This is a genomic window from Sulfuricaulis sp. (assembly GCF_040901545.1).
Classification (GTDB): domain Bacteria; phylum Pseudomonadota; class Gammaproteobacteria; order Acidiferrobacterales; family Sulfurifustaceae; genus Sulfuricaulis.
This window is the reverse complement of the sequence record NZ_JBBDYL010000050.1, coordinates 37790-63863: the sequence shown is the minus strand read 5'-3', so window position 1 is coordinate 63863 and position 26074 is coordinate 37790. Positions and strand designations below refer to the sequence as shown.

General features: G+C 59.8%; 26 protein-coding genes and 1 pseudogene. 9 read left to right on the top strand and 18 right to left on the bottom strand.

Annotated elements, in window-relative coordinates; translation table 11 throughout:
- Window positions 1–7 precede the first annotated feature (7 nt).
- From WD823_RS10385 to WD823_RS10330, 12 genes are all read right to left on the bottom strand, one after another.
- Entirely contained in the window at window positions 8–166 is a 159-nt protein-coding gene (locus tag WD823_RS10385) for a hypothetical protein (protein WP_368429425.1), read from the bottom strand.
- A gap of 60 nt (window positions 167–226) precedes the next feature.
- Window positions 227–490, bottom strand: coding sequence for a hypothetical protein (locus WD823_RS10380; protein WP_368429424.1), 264 nt, complete (start codon window positions 488–490; stop codon window positions 227–229).
- 225 nt (window positions 491–715) lie between these two features.
- The gene (locus WD823_RS10375; RefSeq protein ID WP_368429423.1) at window positions 716–1975 is read right to left on the bottom strand and encodes a BTAD domain-containing putative transcriptional regulator; all 1260 of its coding nucleotides are present in this window, start codon (window positions 1973–1975) and stop codon (window positions 716–718) included.
- A 20-nt stretch (window positions 1976–1995) separates the two neighbouring features.
- Entirely contained in the window at window positions 1996–3237 is a 1242-nt protein-coding gene (locus tag WD823_RS10370; protein ID WP_368429422.1) for a hypothetical protein, read from the bottom strand.
- A gap of 71 nt (window positions 3238–3308) precedes the next feature.
- Window positions 3309–3824 (bottom strand): hypothetical protein, encoded by a 516-nt coding sequence (locus WD823_RS10365; RefSeq protein WP_368429421.1) that lies wholly within the window; start codon window positions 3822–3824, stop codon window positions 3309–3311.
- A gap of 34 nt (window positions 3825–3858) precedes the next feature.
- Complete coding sequence (locus tag WD823_RS10360; RefSeq protein WP_368429420.1) at window positions 3859–4749, bottom strand: cytochrome c; 891 nt, start codon at window positions 4747–4749, stop codon at window positions 3859–3861.
- 138 nt (window positions 4750–4887) lie between these two features.
- Window positions 4888–6651, bottom strand: a complete 1764-nt coding sequence (locus WD823_RS10355; protein WP_368429419.1) for a hypothetical protein — start codon at window positions 6649–6651, stop codon at window positions 4888–4890.
- Between the two features lie 350 nt (window positions 6652–7001).
- Complete coding sequence (locus WD823_RS10350) at window positions 7002–7334, bottom strand: hypothetical protein (RefSeq protein ID WP_368429418.1); 333 nt, start codon at window positions 7332–7334, stop codon at window positions 7002–7004.
- An 8-nt stretch (window positions 7335–7342) separates the two neighbouring features.
- Complete coding sequence (hemG, locus tag WD823_RS10345) at window positions 7343–8779, bottom strand: protoporphyrinogen oxidase (RefSeq protein ID WP_368429417.1); 1437 nt, start codon at window positions 8777–8779, stop codon at window positions 7343–7345.
- Window positions 8776–10077 carry a radical SAM protein gene (locus WD823_RS10340; RefSeq protein ID WP_368429416.1) on the bottom strand — a complete coding sequence of 434 codons (1302 nt, stop codon included), beginning with the start codon at window positions 10075–10077 and terminating at the stop codon, window positions 8776–8778. Before WD823_RS10340 ends, hemG begins: the two co-directional genes overlap by 4 nt.
- Window positions 10078–10081: 4 nt before the next feature.
- Complete coding sequence (locus WD823_RS10335) at window positions 10082–12268, bottom strand: universal stress protein (RefSeq protein WP_368429415.1); 2187 nt, start codon at window positions 12266–12268, stop codon at window positions 10082–10084.
- A gap of 36 nt (window positions 12269–12304) precedes the next feature.
- Window positions 12305–12436, bottom strand: a complete 132-nt coding sequence (locus WD823_RS10330) for a hypothetical protein (protein WP_368429414.1) — start codon at window positions 12434–12436, stop codon at window positions 12305–12307.
- Between the two features lie 230 nt (window positions 12437–12666).
- Here WD823_RS10330 and WD823_RS10325 point away from each other — a divergent pair, with 230 nt between their 5' ends.
- From WD823_RS10325 to WD823_RS10315, 3 genes are all read left to right on the top strand, one after another.
- A complete protein-coding gene (locus WD823_RS10325) occupies window positions 12667–13863 on the top strand; it encodes a sensor histidine kinase (RefSeq protein ID WP_368429413.1) in 1197 nt (398 codons plus the stop codon).
- Window positions 13860–14246 (top strand): response regulator, encoded by a 387-nt coding sequence (locus WD823_RS10320; RefSeq protein ID WP_368429412.1) that lies wholly within the window; start codon window positions 13860–13862, stop codon window positions 14244–14246. Before WD823_RS10325 ends, WD823_RS10320 begins: the two co-directional genes overlap by 4 nt.
- 171 nt (window positions 14247–14417) lie before the next feature.
- Window positions 14418–15428 carry an NAD(P)-dependent alcohol dehydrogenase gene (locus tag WD823_RS10315; protein ID WP_368429411.1) on the top strand — a complete coding sequence of 337 codons (1011 nt, stop codon included), beginning with the start codon at window positions 14418–14420 and terminating at the stop codon, window positions 15426–15428.
- Window positions 15429–15608: 180 nt separating this feature from the next.
- On the opposite strand, the gene WD823_RS10310 is transcribed toward WD823_RS10315, so the two are convergent.
- Entirely contained in the window at window positions 15609–15812 is a 204-nt protein-coding gene (locus WD823_RS10310) for a cold-shock protein (RefSeq protein WP_368429410.1), read from the bottom strand.
- Window positions 15813–16474: 662 nt separating this feature from the next.
- On the opposite strand from WD823_RS10310, the gene WD823_RS10305 reads away from it, so the two are divergent.
- Entirely contained in the window at window positions 16475–17827 is a 1353-nt protein-coding gene (locus tag WD823_RS10305; protein WP_368429409.1) for a Fic family protein, read from the top strand.
- A 329-nt stretch (window positions 17828–18156) separates the two neighbouring features.
- On the opposite strand, the gene WD823_RS10300 is transcribed toward WD823_RS10305, so the two are convergent.
- The 4 genes from WD823_RS10300 to WD823_RS10285 all read right to left on the bottom strand — a co-directional run bounded on the left by WD823_RS10300 (window position 18157) and on the right by WD823_RS10285 (window position 21182).
- On the bottom strand, window positions 18157–18534 hold the full coding sequence (locus tag WD823_RS10300; RefSeq protein ID WP_368429408.1) for a DsrE family protein: 378 nt from the start codon (window positions 18532–18534) through the stop codon (window positions 18157–18159).
- Between the two features lie 163 nt (window positions 18535–18697).
- The gene (locus tag WD823_RS10295; protein WP_368429407.1) at window positions 18698–20242 is read right to left on the bottom strand and encodes a methyltransferase domain-containing protein; all 1545 of its coding nucleotides are present in this window, start codon (window positions 20240–20242) and stop codon (window positions 18698–18700) included.
- Between the two features lie 95 nt (window positions 20243–20337).
- A complete protein-coding gene (locus WD823_RS10290; RefSeq protein WP_368429406.1) occupies window positions 20338–20580 on the bottom strand; it encodes an anti-sigma factor in 243 nt (80 codons plus the stop codon).
- On the bottom strand, window positions 20577–21182 hold the full coding sequence (locus WD823_RS10285) for an RNA polymerase sigma factor (RefSeq protein WP_368429405.1): 606 nt from the start codon (window positions 21180–21182) through the stop codon (window positions 20577–20579). The genes WD823_RS10290 and WD823_RS10285 overlap by 4 nt, the downstream gene beginning before the upstream one ends.
- A gap of 300 nt (window positions 21183–21482) precedes the next feature.
- On the opposite strand from WD823_RS10285, the gene WD823_RS10280 reads away from it, so the two are divergent.
- Window positions 21483–22283: a methyltransferase domain-containing protein gene (locus WD823_RS10280; RefSeq protein WP_368429404.1), complete on the top strand. Its 801-nt coding sequence runs from the start codon at window positions 21483–21485 to the stop codon at window positions 22281–22283.
- Window positions 22284–22402: 119 nt separating this feature from the next.
- Here WD823_RS10280 and WD823_RS10275 read toward each other — a convergent pair whose 3' ends face one another.
- The gene (locus tag WD823_RS10275) at window positions 22403–23029 is read right to left on the bottom strand and encodes a hypothetical protein (protein WP_368429403.1); all 627 of its coding nucleotides are present in this window, start codon (window positions 23027–23029) and stop codon (window positions 22403–22405) included.
- Between the two features lie 200 nt (window positions 23030–23229).
- Here WD823_RS10275 and msrA point away from each other — a divergent pair, with 200 nt between their 5' ends.
- The 4 genes and pseudogenes from msrA to WD823_RS10255 all read left to right on the top strand — a co-directional run bounded on the left by msrA (window position 23230) and on the right by WD823_RS10255 (window position 26072).
- Window positions 23230–23850, top strand: coding sequence for a peptide-methionine (S)-S-oxide reductase MsrA (msrA, locus tag WD823_RS10270; RefSeq protein ID WP_368429402.1), 621 nt, complete (start codon window positions 23230–23232; stop codon window positions 23848–23850).
- 201 nt (window positions 23851–24051) lie between these two features.
- Window positions 24052–24579: pseudogene (locus tag WD823_RS10265) on the top strand (SRPBCC domain-containing protein).
- Window positions 24580–24658: 79 nt separating this feature from the next.
- On the top strand, window positions 24659–25072 hold the full coding sequence (locus tag WD823_RS10260; RefSeq protein WP_368429401.1) for a GFA family protein: 414 nt from the start codon (window positions 24659–24661) through the stop codon (window positions 25070–25072).
- Window positions 25073–25151: 79 nt separating this feature from the next.
- On the top strand, window positions 25152–26072 hold the full coding sequence (locus tag WD823_RS10255) for a Kelch repeat-containing protein (RefSeq protein WP_368429400.1): 921 nt from the start codon (window positions 25152–25154) through the stop codon (window positions 26070–26072).
- Window positions 26073–26074 lie beyond the last annotated feature (2 nt).

The following is a 26074-nucleotide window of genomic DNA, read 5'->3' as shown; positions in this document are numbered from 1 at the left end:
GCTCAGATCAACCGTGATTACCCGAAACGCCGCCGGAATAAATCAGCAGCCACCAAAAAAAGATCAATACGGCGAGCAGCGTGGCGAAAAACAGCTTGCCGCCCCAATTCGACTTATTCTGGGCAATCGCGAGAATCCGCGCTATTACGCCCGGTTTAAGTGCCATCGGGCGCCTCGCCGGAGTTCGACGTCGCGCGGGGACGGAAAATTTCAGTCAGCCGTTCCCTCATTTACCCGGTTTCCGTTTCCTGCTGGAGACCGCGTTGTGCTTCGAGATCGCGTCGTCATTTCCAGGATGCGTGGCAAACCCGAGACTGGGTATCCCGCTCACTTGTTCCAGGAACTCGGCCATTTCCGTGAGGTCCTGAAAGTAGATTTCTTCTCCTCCCTGAATGTGCTGGATATGGCCGCGCCATTTCGGATCCTCATCGGCGGCGCGTTCGAGCCAGATCCGGGCAACGAATGACTGAATGATTTGCGATCTAACCATCAAGGCCAACTCTATCAAGCCCGCTCCATGTGTATTGTGGTTACCTTAAAACATGCCGCGGTGACAATCTGGTAACACGCGCGCCACCCGTGATTCCCGACAGCCAGCGGACGGCGGCCTTGACAGGGCTTGAAATTTGCAACGGCAATGCAGCTTGCGGTGTGGCCGGGTGCGCCGAAGAGTGGTTACGCACCCGCCCCCGAGGAGGTCGGGGGTTCCCCAGCCCTACATGGCGCGCGCAGTCGCTGAGGAGATGGAAACGGTTGGAGCAGCCATAGCATCCACATTTTCCCGCGCTAATATTTCCCGGTACAGACGTTGAGTTTCGGGCATCGGCTCGACGCCGAATTCGCGGGCGAGCACGGTCTGGCAGTGGCGGAATTGAGCGATCGCCCAGTCAGCTCTCCCAAGGCGCACAAGATACTGCATCAAGGAACGGTGGAAGCTTTCACGGCACGGGTCGTGGACCAGACCTTTGCGGCAAACTTGCGCGGCTTCCACGTATTCGCTGCGCTGCGCATGGCATTCTGCTTTGCGAGTCAGCATTTCCATATAGAGTTCACCGAGGCGCTCGCGTTCCTCGGCACACCAGTCGGCAAATACGTCTTGTTCGAGGTAGTCGCCGCGGTACAGAAATTGCGCCTTGTCGTAACAACGCAGTGCCTCGTCGCCGCGCCCCTTACTTTGCAGCGCACGACCTTCGGTTACCAGCTTTTCAAAGTTTTCCGCATCCACCCACACCGCATCACGCCTGAGCAGGTAGGCATCTCCCATGGTTCGCACGGCATCTTCGCCGGCGCTGCTCGCGCGCAGTTGCGTGCGCAGGTAGTACATCGTCACTTTGAGCCGGCCCCACCCACGTTCTTCATCGACATCGGGCCACAGGCAGTCCAGGATACGTTCGCGGTGCACCGGGCGGTCCAAGTGGGTCACCAGAAATTTCAACAACGTCACGGCCTGCCGGCGCTTCCATTTTTCGACCGCCATTCCGCGCCCGCTGGCCGCCAATCCGAATTTACCCAGAGCGAATATCTGCAATACTCCTCGACGCGGCACTTGCACGTGCTGTTCTTCTTTCTCGCGCAGGAACACCACCGCCACGACGGCACCGCTCGGTGGTCCTTGAATTTGCCCCGGCATGACCAGCGACGAATATCCGACGGTCACCCAATCGCCCTGCTTGCGCCGCACGCGGCAACTGGGCACGCCGCTCGGGCGGGAACTGCGAAAACACTGAAACAGTTCGCAGTTGGGCCGGCACAGGGGTTCGCCGCCGGGCAACACGGACTGCAGGATTTCCTCGCAGCCCCGACCGATTACCTCGTCCGGCGCATAACCGAGTAGCTGTTCCGCTCTTTGGTTCCAGGAGATTATTTGGTGCCGATCATTTATGGCGAAAGCGGCATCAGAAGCGAACTCGACCAATTGCGACACGCTAGTCGACCCGGTCTTCGGTTCAGGCTTTCCAGGCAATGAATCGTCCATAAGCGCTCTCCATATTGTTATTACATGAACAAATGCAACTCAAGAAAGTAAAAAGTGGTGTTCAATCCCGGATTTTGGGGGATTCCCTGGTTATCGCGGACGCCGAGGCGGAGTTGGACAAACTGGTTCAGAAAGGGTTCGTACACCAGGCTGTAGCGCTCGCGGGCGTTTTCGAAAATCGCCTTGGAAGGGTCGTGATACTCGTAGGATAACTTGATGTTATTTCCCCTGGAGAACAGGAAGTTGAACTCCAGGATTGCAACACGCTGCTCAACCGTCGAATCGTCGACAACACCCCCTTCGGCCAGAATACCCAGGCGACCGAACTGTGCCCCCGCGTTAATGCCTTTAATGTTGGTTTCGACGCCTTGTGCGTTTTTGTTAGTGGAGTAAGAGCTGCCCAGGCGGAATAGCTTGTGCACGTAGGCAACTGAGGCCGTAAGTCGTTTGTCGCGGTTGGTTTCCAGGGACGAGCCGGTGCCGTTGGTCGTCGCGATGTGTAGCGCCCAGGGACCCGGCTCGTAGCCAAATTCCGCGCCCACGTCCGTTATTCCATAAGTGAATCCCGTGACCGCGCGGGTAAAGGCGGTGTCATCCTGAAGGCGCAGGCCGTAAGGAAGAAAAAACTGGCCGAACTTAAAGTAGTACACGTCCTCCTTGAACTGCCCCTTCAGGAGCCCGAAGATTTCTCGTGCATCGCCACCATCGGACAGCGTTTGATAAAAGATAATATGCTCGGGGATCAGGTCGATTTCCAGGTAGATATTATGTTTGCGCTGGTTGAACGCCTGCGTCGGAGTGCTGCCGGGAGTATTGGTATGTTCCAAGAGCGTGCGGAAATCACCCCCGATGGCAACATACTCGTTCAACCGACCGGAGAAGAAGCTGTTCTGGGAATCGGTCTTGTACGGATTAGCTTTGTCATCGTCCTCTCCAGCCTTTTTCGTAATGCTCCGCCAGTCGAAGAATTCGTTGGCGAGGCGAGTCTGGACATAAATGTTTGCAAAGTCCGTACGTTTGCCGCCACCGGTCATGTTGACGTGACATTTGGAACATTTGTAACCCTCCTGGATCGCCAGATACGGCTCGGCCCTGACGTTCGATACTCCCCAATAAATTGATGTGAGAACGCAAATTGTCAGGCAGGTGTACAGATACGAGCGCGAGGAATTCCTGCTTTTTTTTCGTAGCATGATTGGATCAGCCTTGTGCGTTGGAGATGTTGTTGGTTTTTGCGCAATTGATAAGAACCCGACCGGCAAAAAAAGTTATGCTTGCAAAGGCGCGCCGCGGCACGCGAACCAGCGCCGGCCTGGCGAAAGCTTCCGCGGCGTCAGCAGCCGGGGACGCCATCGGCGATCCAGTCGCGCATGTTCTGTATCGTGTCCGCGGTAAGGGGGGGATTACTGAGAGGCATGCGGCCGCCGACTATGGGCGCGCCGCTTGGACCCGCGCCCTCGACTTTCCAGATCACATAACTTGCTGCCAGATCTCCCGATGCGATCTCCATCAATTGGGGCAACTCGGCGCTCCTGCGTCCGACGTTGGCGCAGGTCTTGGCCTGCGAACTCCAATCCACGTCGAACGGAGCCCCTGCTCCAATGTGACACTGACTGCACACTCCGCCAAAGACGTTGGTTTGCACCCAAGCCAGCGTGGCATTGGGGTTGCCGCTGGCACCCGCGCCGCCCCCGGACGTTCCTCCGCCGACGGATAGCGATGGCAAACCGCCGTCCAAGTCGAGTCCTTGACCAGAGCCCGATCCACAGCCAACGGTAATCAATAGGACCATCAAACCGAAAAGCAGGGGGGCCGACACTGTTCGAGTGGTTTCCGGCGATCGCGTCATCGAGTGACTCCTGTGTTACAGATCCGCTCGAATTTCATTTGCGTGACTCGGAAGCCTTCGCCACGGGGTCGGGATGTCGAACCTGGTTCGGATTTTCCTTGAACAGCCAGTAGACCCAGCCCTTTTGTTCCAGCGACTTGATGTAATCCACGAGTTGCCAGCGTTGTGCATCGGTCAGTTCGTCGAAGGCCGGCATGGGCGTGCCGTTCAATCCCGTGGTGAAAATACGAAAAATGTCCCGATCGCGCTTGCCGGTTTTAAAGTGTTGAAGGGTCAAGTTAGCCGGCCGGATGGGAACGTCCCAATCGTCAACCTGCTTGTCGGCCTCCACACCATCGCCCGCACCGTATTTGCCATGACACTTTACGCAGTCCTGGTCGATAAATAGCTTTCGCCCCGCTGCGACGGACGCGGCACTCGGTGCGAACGGTCGCTCCGCCGGAATTCGTACGATATCCCTCGGCAGTGGCTGCGACTTCGGATCTTCGAAATACGGGGAAAACGATTTGACGTATTGCACCACCGTCTTGATATCGTGCTCCGACAACACGTTTTTCCAGCGCGGCATCTCCGTACCCGGGAGGCCCTCGCGCACCGTGCGTTCCAGATCCTCGTCCAGCGGCAGGGCGCCGCTTACCGTGGTGCGGAACTTATAAACGCCCCGGCGGAAGTTTCGCGGGGCGGGATCGAAGCCCGCGGCCGCCGGGCCTCGGCCGTCACCGCGGATTCCGTGACAGGGCGAACAGGCCTGGAAGTAAATCACTCGGCCGCGTTCCAGTTGCGCCTTGCGGGTCAGGCTATCCACCTTTACCTGCAGGGTCTCGACGGTCGGCTTAATCGGCCGCTCCTGACTAAATCCCGCCGCCGGTATCAGCGGCAAGACGAACAACGCGGCAACAATCACAAGGCGGAATTCCGAGATCAAGTTTTTTCTCCTTCCTTATCCATGCATCTCTTTCAAGCCGGTGGGACGACAGCGCGCAGCTGGAGCCGCGTGCCGGTTTAACTGCACGCGCACCACGCGGTGTGGCTTATGAAATATGCGCGTCAGCATGGATTCTCCCTATGGGCAAACCTCGCCCGCAGGACAGAATGGGGCGCCGTTGTTGATCCAATCACGAATGATGTCCAGCTGTCTTTGACTCAACGGTGGCAGTCCAAACGGCATCCGCTTGTCGGGATCATCGTCGGTGACCCGTTCCCACAGCTTGCTGTTGTCGAGGCGGAACGGCCGCACCTCTTTGTCGTCGACCACGCCGTTATAGTTGTCCGCGGTCAGCACCACGTCCTTGGGGGGACATTCGAAATCCGTTCCACAACGCGGGCTGGAGGGCGTACGGCTGTGACACAAAGTGCAGACTTGCAACGACTCGGTCCACACATACATCCAGGACCCGACCGGAAAGGTCGGGGTGCTCGAGCCGCCGGAATCAGCATCGGCGGGATCGCCGAGCGGCGCGCCGTTGCTAATCCACTGCTCGATCACGTTAATAAGCGCCGGATCGAGCGGAATGCCGGTGGCCGGCATGCGCACGCCCACGATCGCTTGCCCGGCAGGTCCCTGCCCGCGCAGTTTCCACATCATGTAGCTTGCATCCGGATTGCTCGGCTGGACCTCACGCAGGCTGGTGATTTCCGTGCTCAAGCGCCCGTTGGTAACAATCGTGTTGTACTGGTCGACCTCCCAGGAAAGCCCTGCCAGTGGACTGGGGCCGCCGTGGCATCCGGTGCAGAACGGCTGCAGGATGTTGGCCTGCACGCCAAACCATGTGGGGATGATCGACGTGGGATCCGTTGTGCCACCGTCGCCGGGAGTACCGCCACCGCCGGGATCGCCGCCACCGTCGGGAGTGCCACCACCGGTACCGGGTGCGCCGGCATCGATCCACGCGGTGATACGGTCGATGTCCGCCTGAGCCAGGAACGGCGGTCCTGACGCCGGCATGCGCAGGCCCACGATCGCTTGCCCGGCAGGTCCCTGCCCGTTGATTTTCCAGACCATATAACTGGCCGCGCTGTTGCCCAGTTCAATGATCTTCAGGGAGGGAATCTCGCTGCTGATCCGCCCGTTGGTGACCACCGTGTCAAACTGATCCGCCTCCCACGACAGGCCCAACGGCGCACTGGGGGTATTGTTGTGACAGAGCACGCAACGCACCTGGAGTATATCGGCCTGAATCGTCGCCCAGGTATCTGTTCCTACACCACCACTGGGAGGCGGAGTGCCACCCGTCGCGGGAATAGTCTTTAGACCAAAAATGCTGAATCCGTTAATTGTCGTGCTGACGATATTGTTCGCGGTGTCTGGTGAACCGAGAAGGGGCGTCCAGCTGGTAGCGTTGGCTTGATGAATTCGAAGATCAGTTTCCGTGAGACCGCCGATGATGCTGGCACCGTAGGCAAAGCTAAGTTCGACTGGAATATTGAATATCAGTCCATCCGGTCCGAAGTCGAAGACGGCGCCCGTCACGAGCCCCGATGCGGCGGGGAAATTCTGCGCATGATCGACGGTGATGACGGTGCTGCCGTTAAGCGCCCCGGGAGGAATAGTGAGGGTTACCGTTACGTCTTGGATAGGAGACCGGTAGGCTACCGTTCCACCCGTCTGGTCCACCGTAAATTGTTGCAGGGTCGTGCTTTGGCTGCCACCGGGCACGGGATTCGTACCCGAATCTCCACTACAACCGCCCGCCGCCATGACGACCGCGCTAAGAAGTACTGCGAGTAGAACCCGCTCAATCCCTCTCTGGGCAATGTTGCCCGACTTACGGCTGGCTGAAGTTCCATTCGCCTGCGCGAAGCCAGCATTGAGAGTGTGTCTTTCCACGGTCGTGCCCCTCGTTGCAATGGATCAGAAAAAAAACAAAGAAAAGATTAAAAAATATTTTTCAATCCCCTTGGGATATATTTCCCAAACACATTTTACCGTCAGATATAGCGAGAAATGCAATGATTAACTTTGATTTGCGTCAAATTCACTCCTAAAAACAGCTATTTTTTTCGGCAAATCAGCCAAATAGGGCGACTCAATCAATTGCTGATCCTGGCCGGCCGCTGTTAGTTTCGGCCCCAAATGGGCTCGCATAAACCCATGGGAATTCGATCGTAGGTGCCGCCGGCTAGGGCACGCGTCGGCGCGGCGCGTGCAGACCGGTTCTGCGGCTTCTTCGAGTTGCACTAACGACACTGCTGCTCCAGTCGGCGCCGTAGGCGCAGCAGGTAAGCATCGAGCGACTCATCGGCGGCGCGCGGCACGAGAAATTCGAGCTTCGCGGCTACGACGTAATCGCGCAGCGCCTGCTCCCCGGCCGGTCTGTTTTCGGTAATGATCGCAGCCAGCCGAGGCAACACGATCTCAAGTTGTTGGCAGTAACGTGGCAGAGATACATGTCCGGCGTACCAACTGCCGGCAAAGGAGACGAGCAGCAACGCCGCGAGCACAACCAAAACGAGGGGTACCGGGTGAAATCCCGGTCCGGTCGGCTCGGCGAGCGCTGGTTTATCGTGCATCGAAGAGCTCAGCGAACCGTGGCTGACGCGGGGACGATATTTTGTGCGCCCCCCGATAGCTGTGAGGAAGGGCTCTTCCGCGACAGCCGCTCTCGATGCCGCAGGATGCGGGTTGCCGCCAGATCGGCACACCGTATCCGATCACGCACTGAAACACCGCCCTTGTAGTTGGCTTCCAGGTAAAGGCCAGGCAAAACCTTCAAGCGCCGGTCGATGGCCGTCAGCAGCTGCGAATAGGCGCCGTGGTAAAGCGGCAAGGCGCGCGCATGAGATTTTATATGCAACATGTCCGGCTCCACTTTGATTCCCAACAGAGCACGTAGCATGTGCATTACCGCATCCAGGCTGCGCGTGGCGTCCCAACCTGCCGCGGCCGGATTCCGGGCCCCGCCGAGGTAACTACTGAATAAGACCTGGCCTTCCGGGGCGTGTTCGGGAAACAAGCTGCTGATCCACAAACATCCGTTGGGCGCGAAGCGGCTATGCCGGGGTACCAGGAATCCGCTGCCATTGAGCGGGTGCCTGATCCGTGATCGATTGAAACCTGTATGCACGACATTGACGGGTGCAAACTCGATCAGGCGTAACAGCCGGGCAAGCTCGGCGTCCAAACCACCGACCAATTCTGCCGCGGCATCCGGCGGTATGCTCAATACGAGATGCTTGGAGAATGCCGTGCGTGGTGTATCTCCCATGACACCTCGGGCCATCCAGCCCCCGCTGACCGGCCACACCTCGCTGACCCGTAGCTGGTTGCGCACGCGGAAGCCGCCTTGGCGCGCCAGAATTTCAACCAGCGTCGTCATACCGCCGGCAAAGGAGAAAACATCCGGACGCCCACCGCTCCCGCGACGCCAGACCTTTCGCAAAAGGGCGCCGAGCGCCAGGCTGCCGTAGCGCTTCTCAAGCGCGGTCAGCTTCGGCATGGTCGCAAGCGCTTCAGCGCGATCCACGTCGCTCGCGAGCGGTCCGGCCACGTAGGGCTCGAACACTTTTTCAAGAAACTCTTTTCCCAGCCGGCGAGTCACGAACTCGGCAACGCTCTCGTGAGGATTGCGGCCGCGTGGCACCAGCGGCTCGGCCAGCAACCGCAGTTTGCCCGAGGTGCTGAGTAACGGTGTTCGCAGCATCTCGCCGAGCCCCGTTGGCACCTCGGCCAACCGGTCCGCATCGACCACGTAGCGCGTCGCCATCGGCGCGCGCGCACGTTTACTGGCTTCGAGCCCCGCGGTACGCAGGAACTGATCCACTTCCGAGTGAAAATTCACCACCATGGAGGCGGCGCTTTCCAAGCGGTAACCGTCCTTCGCGATAGTCTGTATTTTGCCGCCCACGTGCTCGTTACCTTCCCATACTTCCACTGTAAGTCCGGAGCGTGCCAGGCAATGGGCGATCGCAAGCCCGGAAATTCCACCGCCGACGACCAGTGCGTCCAATTCGCTCATGCTTTTTCCGACTCCCGTGTCGGCCGCGCTCCATCCACGAAAAACTTCGGCGGCCCGGCGGGTCCGAAACGCGCGGCGGACAGGTCCGACAGGTGCCGGACGGTGACCCGGTTTTCGCCCAAACCGCTCACGTGGGCCTCGGCGCGCTTTTTCACCATCGGGCGCAGAAAATCGGGCACGCGGGAAAGGCGCTGCTCAGCCTCGGGACTCCAGTGCGGAGCAGCGTTAACTAGATTGACCATGGGGCGCACGAGCGCGCGTCCTTGCGGTTCGTACGCGCACAGATCATCGGCATCCATCAATCCGCCCCCGTTGGCGAGCGGACGCGCGCGACAGCCTCCGCACAGCATTCGGTATTCGCAGGCGCCGCATTTGCCTGTGAGCGCGGGCGAGCGCAGTCGGGCGAAATCCGCGGCATTTGCCCACAGCGTGCTCAACGTGGAAGCGCGGATATTGCCGACTTCCTGTTCAATGTAGGGGCACGCGGTTACGCCACCACGATGGTTCACGCGCGCATAGTGAATGCCCGCGATGCAGCCATCGCCTTCGCGCCCGCTGATCCGGTTGATTGCCGCCTGCGGCTGCAGCTGATGTGCAATGCGCTTGTAGTGCGGCGCGCAGCGCGGGCGCACGATGAGCCCCGGGTAGCCGGCCTGCAGCCGTATCAAGTCGGCCAGCAGTTCTTCGTAGCGCTGCGGGGCAAGGGCCATAACCGATTGCGCGCGCCCCACGCACACCAGGAAAAACACGTTGAGCGAGCGCGCCCCGCAACTCTGCGCAAACTCGACCATCGCGGGCAACTCGTGCGCGTTGGCATCCGTTACCGAAAAATGCAATTGGAAATCCACGCCGTTGCGACGGCAGCGCTCGATACCCGCCATGGTTTTCGCCCATGCGCCTGGTTGGCCGCGGAACCGGTCGTGACACGCCGGATCCAGCGAATCCAGGCTGATGCCCAAACCCAATACCCCCGCGCTTTTGAGCGAGCGCACCCGGCGTTCGCTGAGCAACACGGCGTTGGTGCCAACCACCATCGGCAGCCCCAAGGCGGAGCCATGCCGGATGAGCGGCTCAAGATCCTTGCGCAGCAACGGCTCGCCGCCGGTGAGCACCACCATGGTGCCGTGTGCCAGCGTGGCGACATCGTCGAGCAACGCCTGCACTTCCGCGGTGCTTAATTCGTCGCCGTCACCCTGGCGTAAGGTCTGTGCATCGAGATAGCAGTGCGCGCAAGCCAGGTTGCAGCGCCGCGTCAGGTTGATCGCGAGCAGCGACAGATCGTGCGCAGCGTCAGGCATGAAATCAGGCGTCACCGCGTGGATCGCCGGGTTCGAGGTGGAACACGCCGCGCGCCTGCCATTCGCGCTTGATGGCGCGCACGGCACGCTCATCGACTTCCGCGAGACCGTGGCGGCGGGCCCAGGTTTCGATCTCCTTTATCAGCATGCCGCGCACGGCGTCGGGCGCACGCTCGATGCGCGCGCGGGCGTCTGCTTCCCAGGACATGGTGGTCGCCACGGACCGGGAGCCGTTCTTGAACACCTTCAGCACCTGCTCCATGAACTCGATATCGACGTGATGCAGATTGTTTTGCAACGCGAGCGTATCGACGGCGCGCTCCGTCAGCGTACGACAGAAACCCGCCGGAACTTCCTGGAGTCTAGCCGCGGCCTCCGCCGTCCATGCGGGTGCGGGAGCATCTGTCACTTCGGCGGGCAAAGGGCTGACCGTTTGGGAGCAGGGACATTTACGCCGTTGCGATTTCGGTGCGGCGACATCACCGTCATCCGCGGCCACCTCTTCGGCCATGACCGCTCGGGCGATCGCGAGACCGCGCTCGGCGAGATCGAGAGTCACGGTGTTCGCGCCCTGCTGCCGCGCGTGGCTTTCGATACGCTGCCGGGAGGCCTCGCGCATGAAGCCTTCGGGCACTCGCGCCAGACGGGCAAGCGCGCCCGCGTCCCAATGCAGCGAGTCCGGACCGGATGCCGGATCGCGCTCAGGTTCCGTGGCGCATGGCGCGGCCGCGCTATCGAGGAAGGCGGCCACATGCGCGGGCGCTACCGCCGCCGCGCGCTCGCCGCGGGCTTTTTTCTCCGACCGCAGTCGCACGTTGTCGCGCAGTGACGCATCGCCGATCTCATTGAGCTGCGTCTGCGCCGCCTCGGACCATGCCATGGCCGCCGCAACCTCGCCGCGGCGCAGTTCACCCGCGTCGTGCGCGGCGACGATTTCCGCCATGGCCTGTTCCGCGCGCACGGGCATCAACGCGGCTGTGGCCTCCTCGACGATGCGTTCGGTGATCACCGTATGGCCGCGCTCCTGCGCGTAACGCAGGATCGCCATGCGCGCCATGTTCTGCACGAAGCTCGGCGCGCGCTGCACGCGTTCCCGCGCCTCGTGCGTCCAGGACACGGTGACCTCGGCAATGCGTTCCACCCGCGGTATGAACTCGCGCTGGCTGAGCAGCACCGCGCACGGCGCGTTGCGCAACAGGTTCTCCGCGTTTCCGCCGATGTCCAGTTCGGGATCGGCGTGAATACCGAGCTTGCCGATGACCAGCAACGACGGATGCAAATCGCGCAGGTAGCGCCCGATGACGTCGTACGGTTTGCCGTCGAGCAGCTTGGTCTCGATCGGGATCGCGTAGTCGGCGGCGATGTCGCGGGCGATCTGCAGATGGCCCGCGTAAATTTTCGCCAGCCCGGAGTCGATGATCTCCTCGTGCAGCCGTTCCTGCTCCTTGAAGCGAAATACTTTTCCCGCCTCTTCGGAAAGCACGCCCGCGATCCGATTGAATGCCACGTAGTGATAGTAGGGATCGAAGGCCGAGACCACGTGCACCGGCACTTGCCATTCTTGGGCCAGCGCGAGCGCGGTCAGCAACCCGCCATAGGCGCGCGCCGAACCGTCGATAGCGACCGCAATCGGGCCCGCGGCGATACGTTGCGCCGGGGACTTGATTACCAGGGTATCGATGCCGGCTCGGCGCACCACCCGCTCGCACACGGTGCCGAGGCGCGATTCGGCGACCGCGCCCAGGCCCAACGCACCCAGCACCAGGAGATCGTAACTCCCGCTGTTGGCTTCCTTGGAAAGTTGACGATAGTTCTTGCCTTCCAGGTTGCGGCGGACAAATCTCAGCCCGGCGGTGTTACAGGCGCGATTCACCTGATCCAAATAGGAATCGGCGATGATCGACAGCCCGCGCGTGATCAAGTCGTTGTGCACGTCACGCTGACGTTCGAGTTCCTGCTCCTCGCGAAATCGCTCGGGCAGCCCCCCTTCCATCTGCCGAAATCGCATATCGTGCATCTTCGCCGCATAAACATGCGCGGCGGTAACGCGGGCACCCGACAGCTGCGCCAGTGCGATTCCGTCCTCGACACCCCGATTGGCGTGATCGGAGGAATCGACCGCCAGCAAAATCTCGCGGTATCGCGGCAACGGCGCGACACTTATTACAGTTTGATCCACGCTTGTGCTCATCTCGCTGACTCCACGTAAATTCGCCGCGGCGCGCGCTTAGCCGGCAAGCAGCCAGTAGCCGATCAGGTATCCGATGACCAGAAGGTTCACGGCGGCGCCCGCGAGAACGCAGTAGTCGAACCCGCCAAGACCGCCGCGTGATTCACCATTGAGACTTGCCTCGGGCATGCTCGCTCACTCTCGCTTGAACCAAAGAAAAATTTAAGGCGCCTTGGTGTTATTGCGATAGGATTCTTAACAGGCGCCAGTGACACTGTGGTGACATCGGCGGTGAATCACATGCCGCCGGGCGGTTATTGTCGCGCCCGCCCCGTGGGCGAACCTCCAGCGGGCAAGCCCTTGCATGGGTGGCGGGCGGCGGGCCAAAATGCCAGGCGTGCCAAGAGCAACCACAACCAATGACGCAAGCAGGCGACCCACTCACCGAGATATATCAACTGGCGCTACACGCCGCTCCCTCCGGCATCATGGTGGTCGGCGACCGGGGCGATATCCAGTATGTGAATCAAACCCTCGCGGACATGTTCGGCTACCGTATGGAAGAGCTCTTGGGTAAACCGGTCGAAATCCTGCTGCCCGAGCAATACGTCGGCGCACACCGGCGCCATGTCGAGAACTATGCGCGCCGCCCGGAGCCGCGGCCGATGGGCAGTGGAAGAGACCTTGAGGGGGTCGGCAAAGACGGCCGGCGGTTTCCGGTGGAAATCGGGTTGCGCCCCGCGCAAACTGATTCCGGAGGGGTTGTGGTCGCCACGGTGATCGATATCACGAAGCGCAAGGCGATCGAAGACCGGTTGCACCAGCACGAAGAGCAGCTCGAGGAACTGGTGACGGAACGCACACGGGAATTGCGCGCAGCGCAGCGGGAAAAGGAACGCGTCCTGGAACACCTCATCCAGGCGGAAAAAATGACCGCCGTGGGCACGCTGGTCAGCGGTATCGGCCACGAAATCAATAATCCTTTATACGTGGTTTTGGCCGCGGCCGAAGCGCTCACGGACGAAACGGACATCGGCCAGTGCCGCACCTACGGTCATGAGATCCTCAAGCAGGCGAAGAACATCGCCGAGACCGTGAAGAACCTGTCGCGCTACGCTCAGCCAGGCACCCGGCATGACCTGCAACGCGTGGACATCAATGCGTCGGTTGCCGGCGCCGCGCATCTGGCACAGCGCGCACTGCGCGGGGACCAGATCGAGATCAAGATCACGACGGGCCCCGCGCCGGCGATACTGGCCAAGCCCGAGGAAATTCAGCAGGCGCTATTCAACCTCATACGCAATGCCATTCAGGCCATCGCCGGCAAGGGGCGGATCGAAATCCACACGGCGCAGGAAGGGGACTGGGTTACCGTGCGCATCCAGGATAGCGGAGCTGGAATTCCGCAAGCACACCTGAAACGGGTCTTCGACCCGTTCTTCACCACCAAGGGTCCGGACGAGGGTGAAGGGCTGGGGCTTTACATCGTCCGTCAGATCGTTACCCGCTATCGGGGCACGATCGATGTCGACAACGCCACCGGCGGCGGGGCCCGATTTGTGATCCGGTTTCCAACGGCCGACCTGAAAAACGCAGCAGGGGAGGAGCACTCATGAAACATCATGTTCTGGTTCTGGACGATGAGGCGGATGTCCGTGCCGCCATCCGACTGCAGCTCAAGGGGACGCGTTTCGAGATCCTGGAGGCTGAAAATGTCGACCAGGCCATTGATATGCTGGACGACAATCCGATCAGCATTGACGTCATTATTTGCGACGTGCGCATGCCGGGGAAGAGCGGGGTCGAAGCGGTCGCCTATTTTCAACGGGAGTACCCGACGACGCCGGTGATCGTCCTGACCGGTTTTCCGGATGTCACGCTCGCCGTGGACTTCATGAAAAAAAAGGACGTGGTCGATTATCTGACCAAGCCGGTGGCAAAGGACAAGCTGATCGCGGCGGTCGAGCAGGCGGCGCAAGGTCGCAAGCTGTTCGAGTGACGTCGGGACGCGCTCGCGGCAGATTCTCGGCCGGCCGGGCGAGGTGTGGTTGCCGGGGTCAGGGGTGGATGAATTGGCCGTTATCCGGGAATGACATTCTCATCAGCTCTATTTTCCCGAATTTTCCGAACCCACTCATCGGCTGTACCGCGAAGCACAAGGAGTAGCTCCATGATCAAAGCCTATGCCGTCAAGCAACCCAAAGGCCGCCTCGAACGCATCGAGTACGATCCCGGCGCGCTCGGCCCCGATCAGGTCGAGATCGATATCATCGCCTGCGGCCTGTGCCACTCCGACCTGTCCATGGTCAACAACGAATGGGGCACCAGCGTTTATCCGCTGGTCCCCGGCCACGAGATCGTCGGCAAGATTTCGCAACTCGGCGCGAACGTCAAACATCTCAAGGTCGGTGACACGGTCGGGCTGGGCTGGTTCAGTGGCAGTTGCATGACCTGCAACCAGTGCATGAGCGGCAATCACAACCTGTGTCCGAACGGCGAGCAGACTATCGTCGGCCGTCACGGCGGTTTCGCCGACAAGGTGCGCTGCAACGCCGAGTGGGCCACGCTCCTGCCCGCGGGGCTCGACGTCAACAAGGCGGGGCCGCTGTTTTGCGGCGGCATCACGGTGTTCAACCCCATCGTGCAGTTCGACGTGCGGCCGACACATCGCGTCGGCGTGATCGGCATCGGCGGGCTCGGCCATCTGGCGTTGCAGTTCCTCAACAAGTGGGGTTGCGAAGTGACCGCGTTCACCTCCAGCGACGCCAAGCGCGACGAGGCCAGGAAAATGGGCGCCCACCACGTCGTCAACTCGCGCGCTGCGTCGCAACTGCGGAAGATCGCCGGCTCGCTCGACTTCATCCTCGCGGCCGTCGCCGTCGACCTCGATTGGGACGCCTACCTGGCCGCGCTCGCGCCCAAGGGCCGCCTGCATACCGTGGGCGCCGTTCCCGCGCCCATCCCGGCGCCCGCGTTTTCACTGATCGGCAGCCAGCTGAGTCTCTCCGGTTCGCCGCTCGGCTCGCCCGCCACCATCCGTACCATGCTCGAATTCTGCGCGCGTCACCGGATCGAGCCCGTGGTCGAGAACTTCCCGATGAGCCGCGTCAACGAAGCGCTGGCCCACCTTGAGGCCGGCAAGGCGCGCTACCGCATCGTGCTGGAGAATGATCTGGCCTGAGACTGACTCGTGTCCGCTGGAAAACCCGGGCGCGGAAGTGTGCGGGCTTCTTCGTTTTCGTGGGGTAACGGTTACCACTTCGATTTAAAAGCAGAATTGGTTAAGCACCGTTAAGCTAAAAAAAGACCCCGCCTCGCGGTGGGGTCTTCATGTGAAACACGTTGGTAGTGTGTTTAACGCTTAGGCCGGCTGAACGTTCTTTGCCGACGGACCCTTCGGTCCCTGCTCCAGCTCGAATTTCACCTGCTGACCTTCGGCCAGGCTTTTGAAGCCGCTGCCCTGGACGGCGGAGTGATGCACGAAGACATCCTTGGTGCCATCGGACGGCGTTATAAAACCGAAGCCCTTGGCGTCGTTGAACCACTTTACTATTCCTGTAATCACGAAAATACCTCTGTTTGGTTGAATTGCGATAGTTTGCAGTTCATTCCTGAAAGCGTTTGCGGGAGTAACTGCCGATGAAACTGGGAGGGACTACCGAAATAGCGCCCAGTGCCCGAGGCGAACGCTCTTTCGGCGATGGGCGCAGGTAGCCGAAATGAGCCATGTTTCCTTGGGCACTACTGCCGCCGTCTCCGAAAGAGCTGCGCCACGGGATCCGGCGGCTACCTACAAGAAGTGCGCTGCAACCCGGGCACTATGACAGGAGCAGGGGTGAATAGCTACAACTATGTTGCCAGCCTCCCGAAGGCGGCTTTAGCCTTTAAAAGCCATTGGCGGGTGGCTCTACCCCGGTTATCGGCCGCCCGGGCGAGGTGTGGTTGCCGGAGTCCGGCGCGGATAAATTGGCCGTTATCCGGGAATGAGAAAATGCGACGGAGGTGAAATTCGTGAAGCAGGGGCCGGAGATTTATAAGAAAACGTAGTCTATAGACTACTTTGCCAACAACTTTGATATTGGCTTACATTTCAATAAGTTCAAGATCTGCTTTCTACTAATAAACTACTAATTTCATTTAGATTAGTAGAAATCGTCTAATTTAGGTATCAGCATTTATCTACTATTTTTCTACTAATTAATACTAAATTAGTAGTAATATAGAAGAATGAAGATACCCCTCAAGCCACCTAAATGGGATGACTTGGTTCCCATGATCGCTAGGAAGAGCCCCGAACGCTTCGTCCAACTGCTGTCCTTGGGAGTACGCCCTGACCCGAAAGGACAGTACTACCACTGGGACAAACTAAGACATTTGGCCCCGCCTGAAGGCCTGACAACAGAGGAATGGTGGTTAGCGATAAAGCTCGCGCGCAGAGCGCTATATAGTCCTGTTCCACATACTGATGTACGTGGTGAACTGTTCCAGTATGCGCAACCTGATATTGTGCAGAGGCTACTGCATCAGATAACCAGGGATGCCAGTGGCGCCATCCAAAGCCCCGAAGCAGTTACAAATCCTAATACAAAAGACACATACCTTGTCAATTCACTTATTGAAGAAGCCATCACTTCAAGCCAACTGGAAGGGGCTTCTACCACGAGGAAGGTTGCGAAGGAGATGATTCGGCAGAATAGAGAACCAAAAAACAATTCCGAAAAAATGATCGTTAATAACTATCATGCGATGCAGTTTGTTAGTCAGGTAAAGTATGAACGACTGACATCAGGCATGATACTTGAATTACACAGATTGCTTACGCAAGGAACCCTGGGGAACCCAAAGGCGATTGGAAAATTACGCACGACGGATGACATTTATGTTGGTGATGAGCGTGATACAACAACGTTACATATACCGCCTAAAGCCAACGAGTTGAAAGGGAGAATGGAAAATATTTGTAAATTTGCGAATGACAGCCACTCCGCAACTTTCTTGCATCCGGTCGTAAAAGCAATTTTATTGCACTTTATGCTTGCCTACGATCATCCTTTTGAAGATGGGAACGGTAGAACTGCAAGAGCGTTGTTTTATTGGTGCATGCTAAATCAGGGGTATTGGCTGATTGAGTTCATATCAATATCAAGAATTCTTAAATCAGCGCCCGCCGAATACAACAGGTCATATTTATATACTGAAACAGACGACAACGATGCCACGTATTTTATTGCTCATCAATTGGAAGTCATTGTAAGAGCCATTGGCGATCTATATGCCTATCTGGACAAAAAGGCGAAAGAAATAAGAACGGTCGAGAATATTCTGAGAAAGTCGCCACGGATAATAAATTTGCTTAACCATAGGCAGTTTGCATTATTAAATAGGGCTTTGAAAAAACCGCATTCTATATTTTATGTTGAGAGCCACAGAAGCTCGCACAATGTGACATATCAGACGGCAAGGACGGATTTGTTAAGCTTGGAAAAATTGGGATTGCTGGAGAAATCAAAAATAGGAAAGGCTTTTGCTTACACGGTGCCTGATGATTTAAGAATAAGATTGGAAAATTTGGAATCCTGAAATGAATAAAGAGAAAGCCCGGACAATGCCGGGCTTTTTATTTGCCCACACGCCCCGAACCGCCTCACAAAAGAAACGGCCCCTCGCGGGGCCGTTTTAGTTAGTTTGCCTTGAGCCTGGATTACCCCGTCTTGGCTTTTCCAGACCTGCCGATGGCCTCCATGACCGCCTCGGAATTCTGGAACAGCGCCCCACCAGCTACACCGCGGTGGCGAGGATTTGGGTTTGGCTTTCGGCTACGGCCCCAGTTTCCGGATCAGCAACCCGGTCGTCGAGCTGTAAAAAAGCCCGGCATTCGCCGGGCTTTTTAGTCAGACGGTCAGACGGCTTCAGAAAGATAATGTCTGCCGTCCCTGCATCTCGCCGAGCATTGCGGCCGCGCCCATCCAGCCCGCGTTCGGCAGCATGTTCTGTTCAGTCACACCGTGGGTCTTGCCGCAGGGCGGGCAGATGCCGATGCGTCCGCCGGCCTCGCTGAAGCTTTCCAGCAGCTCGCCGAGTGACGGGAAGCTCTTGGGCTTGATCGCGTCGGCGTTGTTCTGCTTGGCGAGGTTGACGGCTTCGTGGGTTAGCCACAGCAATACGTCGGCGCCGGTGCTCAGGGCGCTGTTGGCCAGCACCAGCGGGCCGGCGGTGCGGTCCGGTTCGGTGTCGAAGCCGGTGATCACGAACAAATAGCGGTTGGTGTTTTCAGTCTTCTCGGTCATGACTCATCTCCTCTCGTGGTTGTATCCATGAAGACGCAACCGGGTTTGGAAGAGTTCCCGCGTGATCGTGTTGTCATCAATTTAATTTTTCGGAACGAAAAATAAAAAGGCCCGGCGAGTGCCGGGCCGTGTGCGTCGCATTCAGCGAAATATTTTTTTCGGCTCAGGTCCTGGCGGGATCGGCGGGCGAGCCTTTCAGCGGTTGGCCGCCGCGCTCGGTGCATTCATCGGCGGGGACTTTCAGGAACCCCTTGCCCTTGCAGCTGTTCTGTCCGGGACAGGCGTTGTGGGCCGTGGCACAGGCGGTCTGCCCTTTGCAAGCGTTGATGCCGTAACAGGCAATGTCACCGGCTTCGGCCTTGGGCACGAACACATCCACGGATTTGTACATGCCGTAGAAAGCCGCCGCCGCAGCCAGGCTCATGGCCGCGCCCCGGGAGAATTGCACGTGGCGCGGACGCTCGCGCGCGGCCACGGATCGGATCATGTCTTTCAGGCATTGATCCACCTGCAAGGGCAGCAGCAGACACCAAACGCTGGCGGCGAGTAGTACCACCAGCGGCGCGATCAGCGTCCACAGCGGCACGGCGATGACGTTGGTGACCATGATCCACAGCACCACGGACGAGACGGCGGCGCTGGTAGCGCCGATCCAGAACGGCGCGAGCCGGCCGCGGCGTTTTCCTTCGCGATAGAGGACGTAGCTGGCCGCGATCACGCAGGCGACAAACAGCGGGAACATGTAGGCGTGCGTGGCGAAGGCCGCCGCGCCGACGGCGCCGAAGGCGGCGACCAGCAGCGGAATTCCCGAGCACACGCCCACCGCAATGCCGGCCCCGGCGAGGGCCAGCAGCTGGCGCCCCACGGCCAAACCGCGGCGACGCCACGACGATTGCTCGTCGATGACCTGCTGCAATGCCGCGCCGGCGGGCTTGGCGGCGCGCAGCACCACGCTGTGGGCGCCGAACAGGTTGGCGACCTCGCGCGTCTTGTCGCTGTTGCTGCCGGCGAAATAATCGAAGTGGTCCACGATGCCGACGTCCTGGAGGCCGGCGGCACGGAACATCTCGAGATAACGCTCCTCGGACACCGCGCCCACGACGCACTCGGCCCACAGGTTCGGGTCGTTCTTGAACTGCGGCGCAATCGGCTGGCGCAGCGCGATGTCCGCCAGTTGCAGCCGTCCGCCCGGGCGCAGCACGCGAAAGATTTCCGCGATCGCGCGCGCCTTGTCGGGCACCAAGTTCAGCACGCCGTTGCTGGTCACCACGTCCACCGCGGCGTCGCCGAGCGGGATGGATTCGGCATTGCCTTCGATGATCTCGACGTTCGCGATCCCATTCGCGTCCAGGATCCCCTTGAGTTTGGTGCGCATGGCCGCGGTCATGTCGAGGGCGTAGACCTTGCCGCGCGCGCCCACGCGCCGCTGCGCGATCAGCACGTCGGTGCCGGAGCCCGAGCCGATGTCGAGTACGGTGTCGCCTTTTTTGATGGCGTCGACGGCGAAGGGATTGCCGACACCGGCGAAGGATTCCAATGCCTCGGGCGGCAGGTCGTCAAGGGTGGTGGCGGGGTAGCGCACGAATTCGCAGGCCTTGCGGCCGGTGGGGAAATGAAATTCGGTCTGCGGCGAGTTCGCCACCTGGGTGTACATCTGCGTCACCGCGCCGAGGATGTGCTCGCGCTTGTTACTGGTGATGGCAACCATGATCTTCTCCTTCGTGGTTGTACGGCCGTCGTTCGTTTATTTTTTCAGAGTTTCCGGTACGTAACGACGTTAATGCCTGTAAAAAGGTTCCCGCGTCAGAACTGGTCGGCGATTTTCTTGATCCGCTGGCGCAGCGTCTCCGGCGCGTTCGCTTTCACGGGGCCCTTGACCATGCTCCGCAGGCGCTTGTCGAATTCCATGCGCGAGAAGCACGCACGGCATTCGTGCAGGTGCGCCTCGACGGCGGCATGGTCGTGCTGTTCCAGCTCGTTGTCGAGGAACTCGAACAACAGGCGGATGGCCTCGTCACAATTCAGCTTGCGGGGTTTGTCGCTCATGCTTCCTCTTTCGGTGGCGACGCCACCAGGCCCTTGTCGAGGGCGTGTTGCCACAGGCACTTCTGCATCATGCTGCGTGCCCGCGCCAGGCGCGAACGCACAGTCCCGAGCGGGAGGCTCAAGCTTTCCGCGATCTCGTGGTATTTCAAACCTTCTACGTCGGCAAGCACGATGACCACGCGAAAGCCGTCGGGCAGGCTGTCGAGCGCGGCCTCGATGTCTTCGTGCAACAACCGATCGAGGAACTGCTGCTCGGGATTGCCCCACCATAACAGCACCGGCTGGTGCAGACGCTCGAACAGAGAAAAGGGTTGCTCGTCGCCTTCCGGCTCCTCGATGTATTCCTCGTGCGGCGTGCGGTGCACCGCCCTGCGCCGCTCGCTGATGAAATGGTTGGTCATGATGCGCGTCAGCCACGGACCGATGCGCGTCGGGTCCTGCAGGGACTCGATATTTTTCCACGCGCGCTCAACCGTATCCGCCACCAGGTCCTCGGCATCGTGCAGGTTGCGCGTAAGCCGCCGGGCCGTGCTGTAGAGCTGGCCGAGGTGCGATTCTATATGTTGCGAAAGCTGCTCGTGCGCTGAGGACGGTGGAGTCATTCGCTGAAGGATCGCCGTTTCCGTGTCAGTCCCGATCATACGATATTTTTCTGCCCGGCTGGTGCTGTCGCGTGGACCGTGCAGACAACGATGATGAGGCCGAAGAAAGGGTTTTTTGCTCGCATGACTCTCATGACGCAAAAGGGCCCAAAATGGTTCCCGTAATCTGAATAGGCCCGGCGGGCCAGTGAATTCAAGGAGTGTCGACCCGCGGGAACTCTTTGGCCGGGTATTGCGTCTTGCAGGTTAACGGCGGCAGAACCCGCCCAACGCCACCAAACACAACCCGGAGGATGAACCATGGCCGCAACCTGCCCAGCCAATTTTGACGTGGATTACCTGCGCCAGCAGGTGGAAATCGAATACGACCGCGTGGCGCGCGAGCCGCACGGAGAGTTCCACTTTCACCGCGGCGCGGACTACGCCCACAAATACCTGAATTACGCGCGCGCGGACCTCGACCGCGTACCGACGCTCGCGAGCGATCGCTTCGCCGGTGTCGGCAACCCGCATCGCATCGGGCCGATCCATCCCGGCGAGACCGTGCTGGATCACGCCTGCGGCGCCGGCATGGACCTGATCATCGCGGCGCACCGGGTCGGGCCCACGGGCCGGGTCATCGGCGTGGACATGACGCCGGCCATGCGCGAGAAGGCGGCCGAGGCCGTGCGGCTCGCGGGCGTGGTCGACCGCGCCGACATCCGCGCCGGTCTGTACGAGCAGCTGCCGGTGGAGGATGCCAGCGTGGACGTCGTGATCTCGAACGGCGTCATCAATCTCGCGCCCGACAAGACGCTGGTATTCAGCGAGATTAACCGCGTCCTGCGCCCGGGCGGCCGGTCGTACGTCGCCGACGTGGTGATCGCGCGCGAACTTAAAATCGAAGCGCGCAGCAACCCGGACATCTGGGCGGCCTGCATCGGCGGCGCCTTGCAGGAATGGGAGCTGGTGGAACTGGCCGCCGGTGCGGGACTCGTGAACGGCCGCGTGGTCGAGCATTTCGATTGCTTCCGCGACACCTCCGCGGAGCAAAAGGTCTCGAAGGACCTGAAAGTTCAGGGTGTCACGTTCTTCGCCAACAAGCCCCACGAGACTAATTAAAATAACCGAAGGACATCACCGCGAATCAAAGACCCGGCCGATGCCGGGTTTTTTTTGGCAATACTCAATCAGATCACAGTTTCCGCTAATACACCTGTTCAGCTTTCACTTCAAATCAATCACGGCCCCAGTTTCCGGATCAGCAACCCGGTCGTTGAGACGCGCACTTCATATTGCGTGGGACGGTCGGCGGCGGCGAATGTCGCCGAGCCGTAGTCAGCGTCGAGCAGCGGGGCGAGCAGCGTGTAACGCTGGCGCAGGTTGAACAAATCCACTCTCCGCTCGGGCGCTAGCGAATGCACGGTGCGCGGTTGCCGCTGTTCCTGCGCCAGATCGAGATAACGACCGGCGACGCGATCGAGCTCATAGACCGTGTGCAGGCCGAGCACGTTGGCCCACGGATGCCATTTCAGGATGCGCGCATCCACATACAGTTGATCGCCGGTGAGCGTGTACGCGACTTCGCGTCCGTCGGGAAAGCGGAATTGCGCCTGAAAGCGATTCGGGCCGAGGGGTTCGGTGCGCACCACGGCGGCGACGGCCTCGCGCGTCAGCGCGCGATAACCCTGGACGCCCAAAGCGATGGCGCCAGACGCCGCCGCAGCCGCGAGGAAAACCAGCGCCCACAATAACCGCAGGCTCATGCGCAACGGGCGCTTGCGCCGCAGCGATGTCCCCGCCGCGATGACCATGGCCACGCCCACGATGGCGAACAGTGCGGCTATCCACCACAACGCATCCGGCATGGGTTCTCCTGGTGATTAACGGGATCGGAAGGCGTTAATTTTACGCCCCTGCAGCACATAGCGCGATAAAGCACGCAATGCACAGTCCAGGCCGGCTTTTTTGTATGGTCTCTCGCCCGACCCGCTAATGTGATTCCCTCGCAACCAATACGCCAAAGATCGGTCATAATGCGCACGGGCCAAACCATAGGGAACTCACGATGCGCGTAAACCTTTCCAAATTCATGCTGGTGCTGGCCGGGCTGCTGCTCGGGTCGGCGCTAATAGCGGCGGCGGCGGAACCGGTGGCGAAACCGAAATCGATGGCCACGGCGGTATTTGCCGGCGGGTGCTTCTGGTGCATGGAAGAGGCCTATGATGAACTTCCGGGCGTGGTGGCGACCACGTCTGGCTACAGCGGCGGAGATAAGGTGAACCCGACCTATGAGCAGGTTTCGGCGGGTGGTAGCGGGCATATCGAGGTGATACAGGTTTCCTACGACCCGAAGCAGATCAATTACGAGAAGCTGCTGGAAGCGTTCTGGCGCAACGTCGATCCGCTCGACAGGGGCGGGCAGTTCTGCGACCGCGGCAGCAGCTACACAACGGCAATCTTTTATCAGAACGAGGAACAGAAAAAACTCGTGGAGAAGTCGAAATCCGAAATCGAGAAGAAACTTGGCAAGCCGGTCGTGACTGCCATCCGTCCTGCAGTGGCTTTCTACGCGGCCGAGGATTACCACCAGGATTACCATCTAAAGAACCCGCTGCGCTACAAATATTACAAATATTCCTGTGGGCGCAAACAGCGCCTCGATCAACTCTGGGGCAAAAAAGGCTGATGTAGGAACTTAAAGTGCAGAAACAAAAACGATAGGAGCGATCTAGTTTTCAGAAACCCCCACAGCTTGTGTCGTAATGAACCATAACAGCCCGGTCAACGCCGGGCTTTTTCAATCGCTCTCGCACCCCAACCGCCTCACACGAACCCGGGAAATTAAGGTAATGTTCGCTTTCTCCATCCGCATATAAGGAGAAGCAGCATGGCCGGAAAAGGAACCGTTTCTGGAACGGACGCCGGGAAGAAAGAGTTCGTCATCGCGCGCGACTTTGACGTGCCGCGCGAGTTCATGTTCAAGGTATGGACCGACACCGAACACATGCAGCACTGGTGGGGACCGAAAGGCTTCACGGTGATTCACTGCAGGCTGGACCTCCGCCCGGGTGGCATCTTTCACTACTGCCTGCGAACCCCCGACGGCCAGGATATGTGGGGCAAGTTCGTCTATCGCGACATCGTAAAACCCGAGCGGATCGTCTGGATCAACTCGTTTTCCGATGCGTAGGCAGGGGTGACCCGTCATCCGTGGCATGCAAGCTGGCCGCTCGAAATGCACTCGACGCTGACGCTCGCCGAGCAAGCTGGCCGGACGACCGCCACGGTACGTTGGGCGCCCCTGAACGCGACGGAGGAGGAGCGCAAGACTTTCGAGGACGGTTTCGACTCAATGCAAAACGGCTGGACCGGAACCCTCGATCAGCTTGCCGAATACCTGGCGAAGGTAAAATAGCCGGGGACAGCGTGTTTGTTTCACAGGTCCCCCGCTTGAGTTAACCTGTTTCCATATTCTATCGCTCGATGGACATTCCATGACCCAACCCACCCTAAGCGGAAGCTGTCTCTGCGGCGCCGTCCAGTACGAAGTCAACGGCGACCCGCAATGGTTTTATCACTGTCATTGCTGGCGCTGCCGCAAGGCCTCGGGCACGGGGCATGCCTCGAACCTGTTCGTTACGTCCGGATCGCTCAAGTGGGTGCGGGGCGAGGAGCTGATCAAGTCGTACAAAATCCCCGAGGCGAAGCGCTTCACCAACTGTTTTTGCCGCGTCTGCGGCGGCCGGGTGCCGCGCTACGTGAAGGAAACGGAAATGATCGTCATCCCGGCCGGTTCGATCGACAGTGACTTGGCGTTTAAACCGCAATTTCGCATTTTCTGGGATTCACGCGTGAGCTGGTCCTGCGGCGGTGACGACCTGCCGGTTCATTCGGAATACCCGACATAAATTCCAGCATGGTAAGTAAGGGAGAGCCAAAAACTGGGCCATAGATGAACGCAGACGAGTAATCTTAGGGAGGGATTTCATGCGCACGTACCGAATCGGCTTTATGGCGGCGATGCTCCTGTGCGCCACGGCGCTATCGGCACAAGCGGCATGGGAGCAATTGCAGAGCATGCCCACACCGCGTTCCGAGATGGGTGCGGCGCACTGGGCCGGGAAAATTTATGTGCCAGGCGGATTTGGCGGCGTGACGGCATTCGAGGCGTACGATATCGCCGCGAACGCGTGGCAGGTCCTGGCGCCGCTGCCTGAGGGACGGCATCACATGGCGGTCGCGGCGCACGCCGGACGGATCTATGTGCTCGGCGGCGCGGATCCGCAATGGCAAGCCACCTCGACGGCGTGGGTCTATGACTTGAAGGCCAATCGCTGGTCGAGACTCAATGATCTGCCCGAGCCGCGCTACGCCGCCGCCGCGGTGTCGCTCGGGGAACATATCTACGTCGTTGGCGGCGACGGGCCGAGCGGGCGGTTGCTGCGATACCACCCGGTGTCGGGCGAATGGACGATGCTCGCCGAGACACTTGTGCGGCGCGAGCACACGGCGGCCACCGTCCATGGCGGCCGGATCCACATCGTTGGTGGGCGCTTCCGCGGTCTGGGAGAGCTCGACTCCACGGAGAGCTACGATCCCGCGCGAAATGCCTGGAGCTTCAGTCCGCGGCTGGGCACCGCGCGCGGCGGTTTCAGCGCCGTTTCCGTTAACGATGCGCTATGGGTACTTGGCGGTGAGGTAATCATGAAAGGCCGGGAAACCTTGGCGAGTACCGAGGTGCTGCGCCGAAACGCCGCCGCCTTTGCGCCGGGCCCGGAGTTGCCGTTGCCGCTGCACGGCGTGCCGGTGGTCGTCGCCGACGGGTTTTTTTACGTCCTCGGCGGCTCCGAGCGGGCGGCCGCGATCGAAAACCGCGGCCGTGTATTTCGTCTCAAAGTGCCGCAATAAAA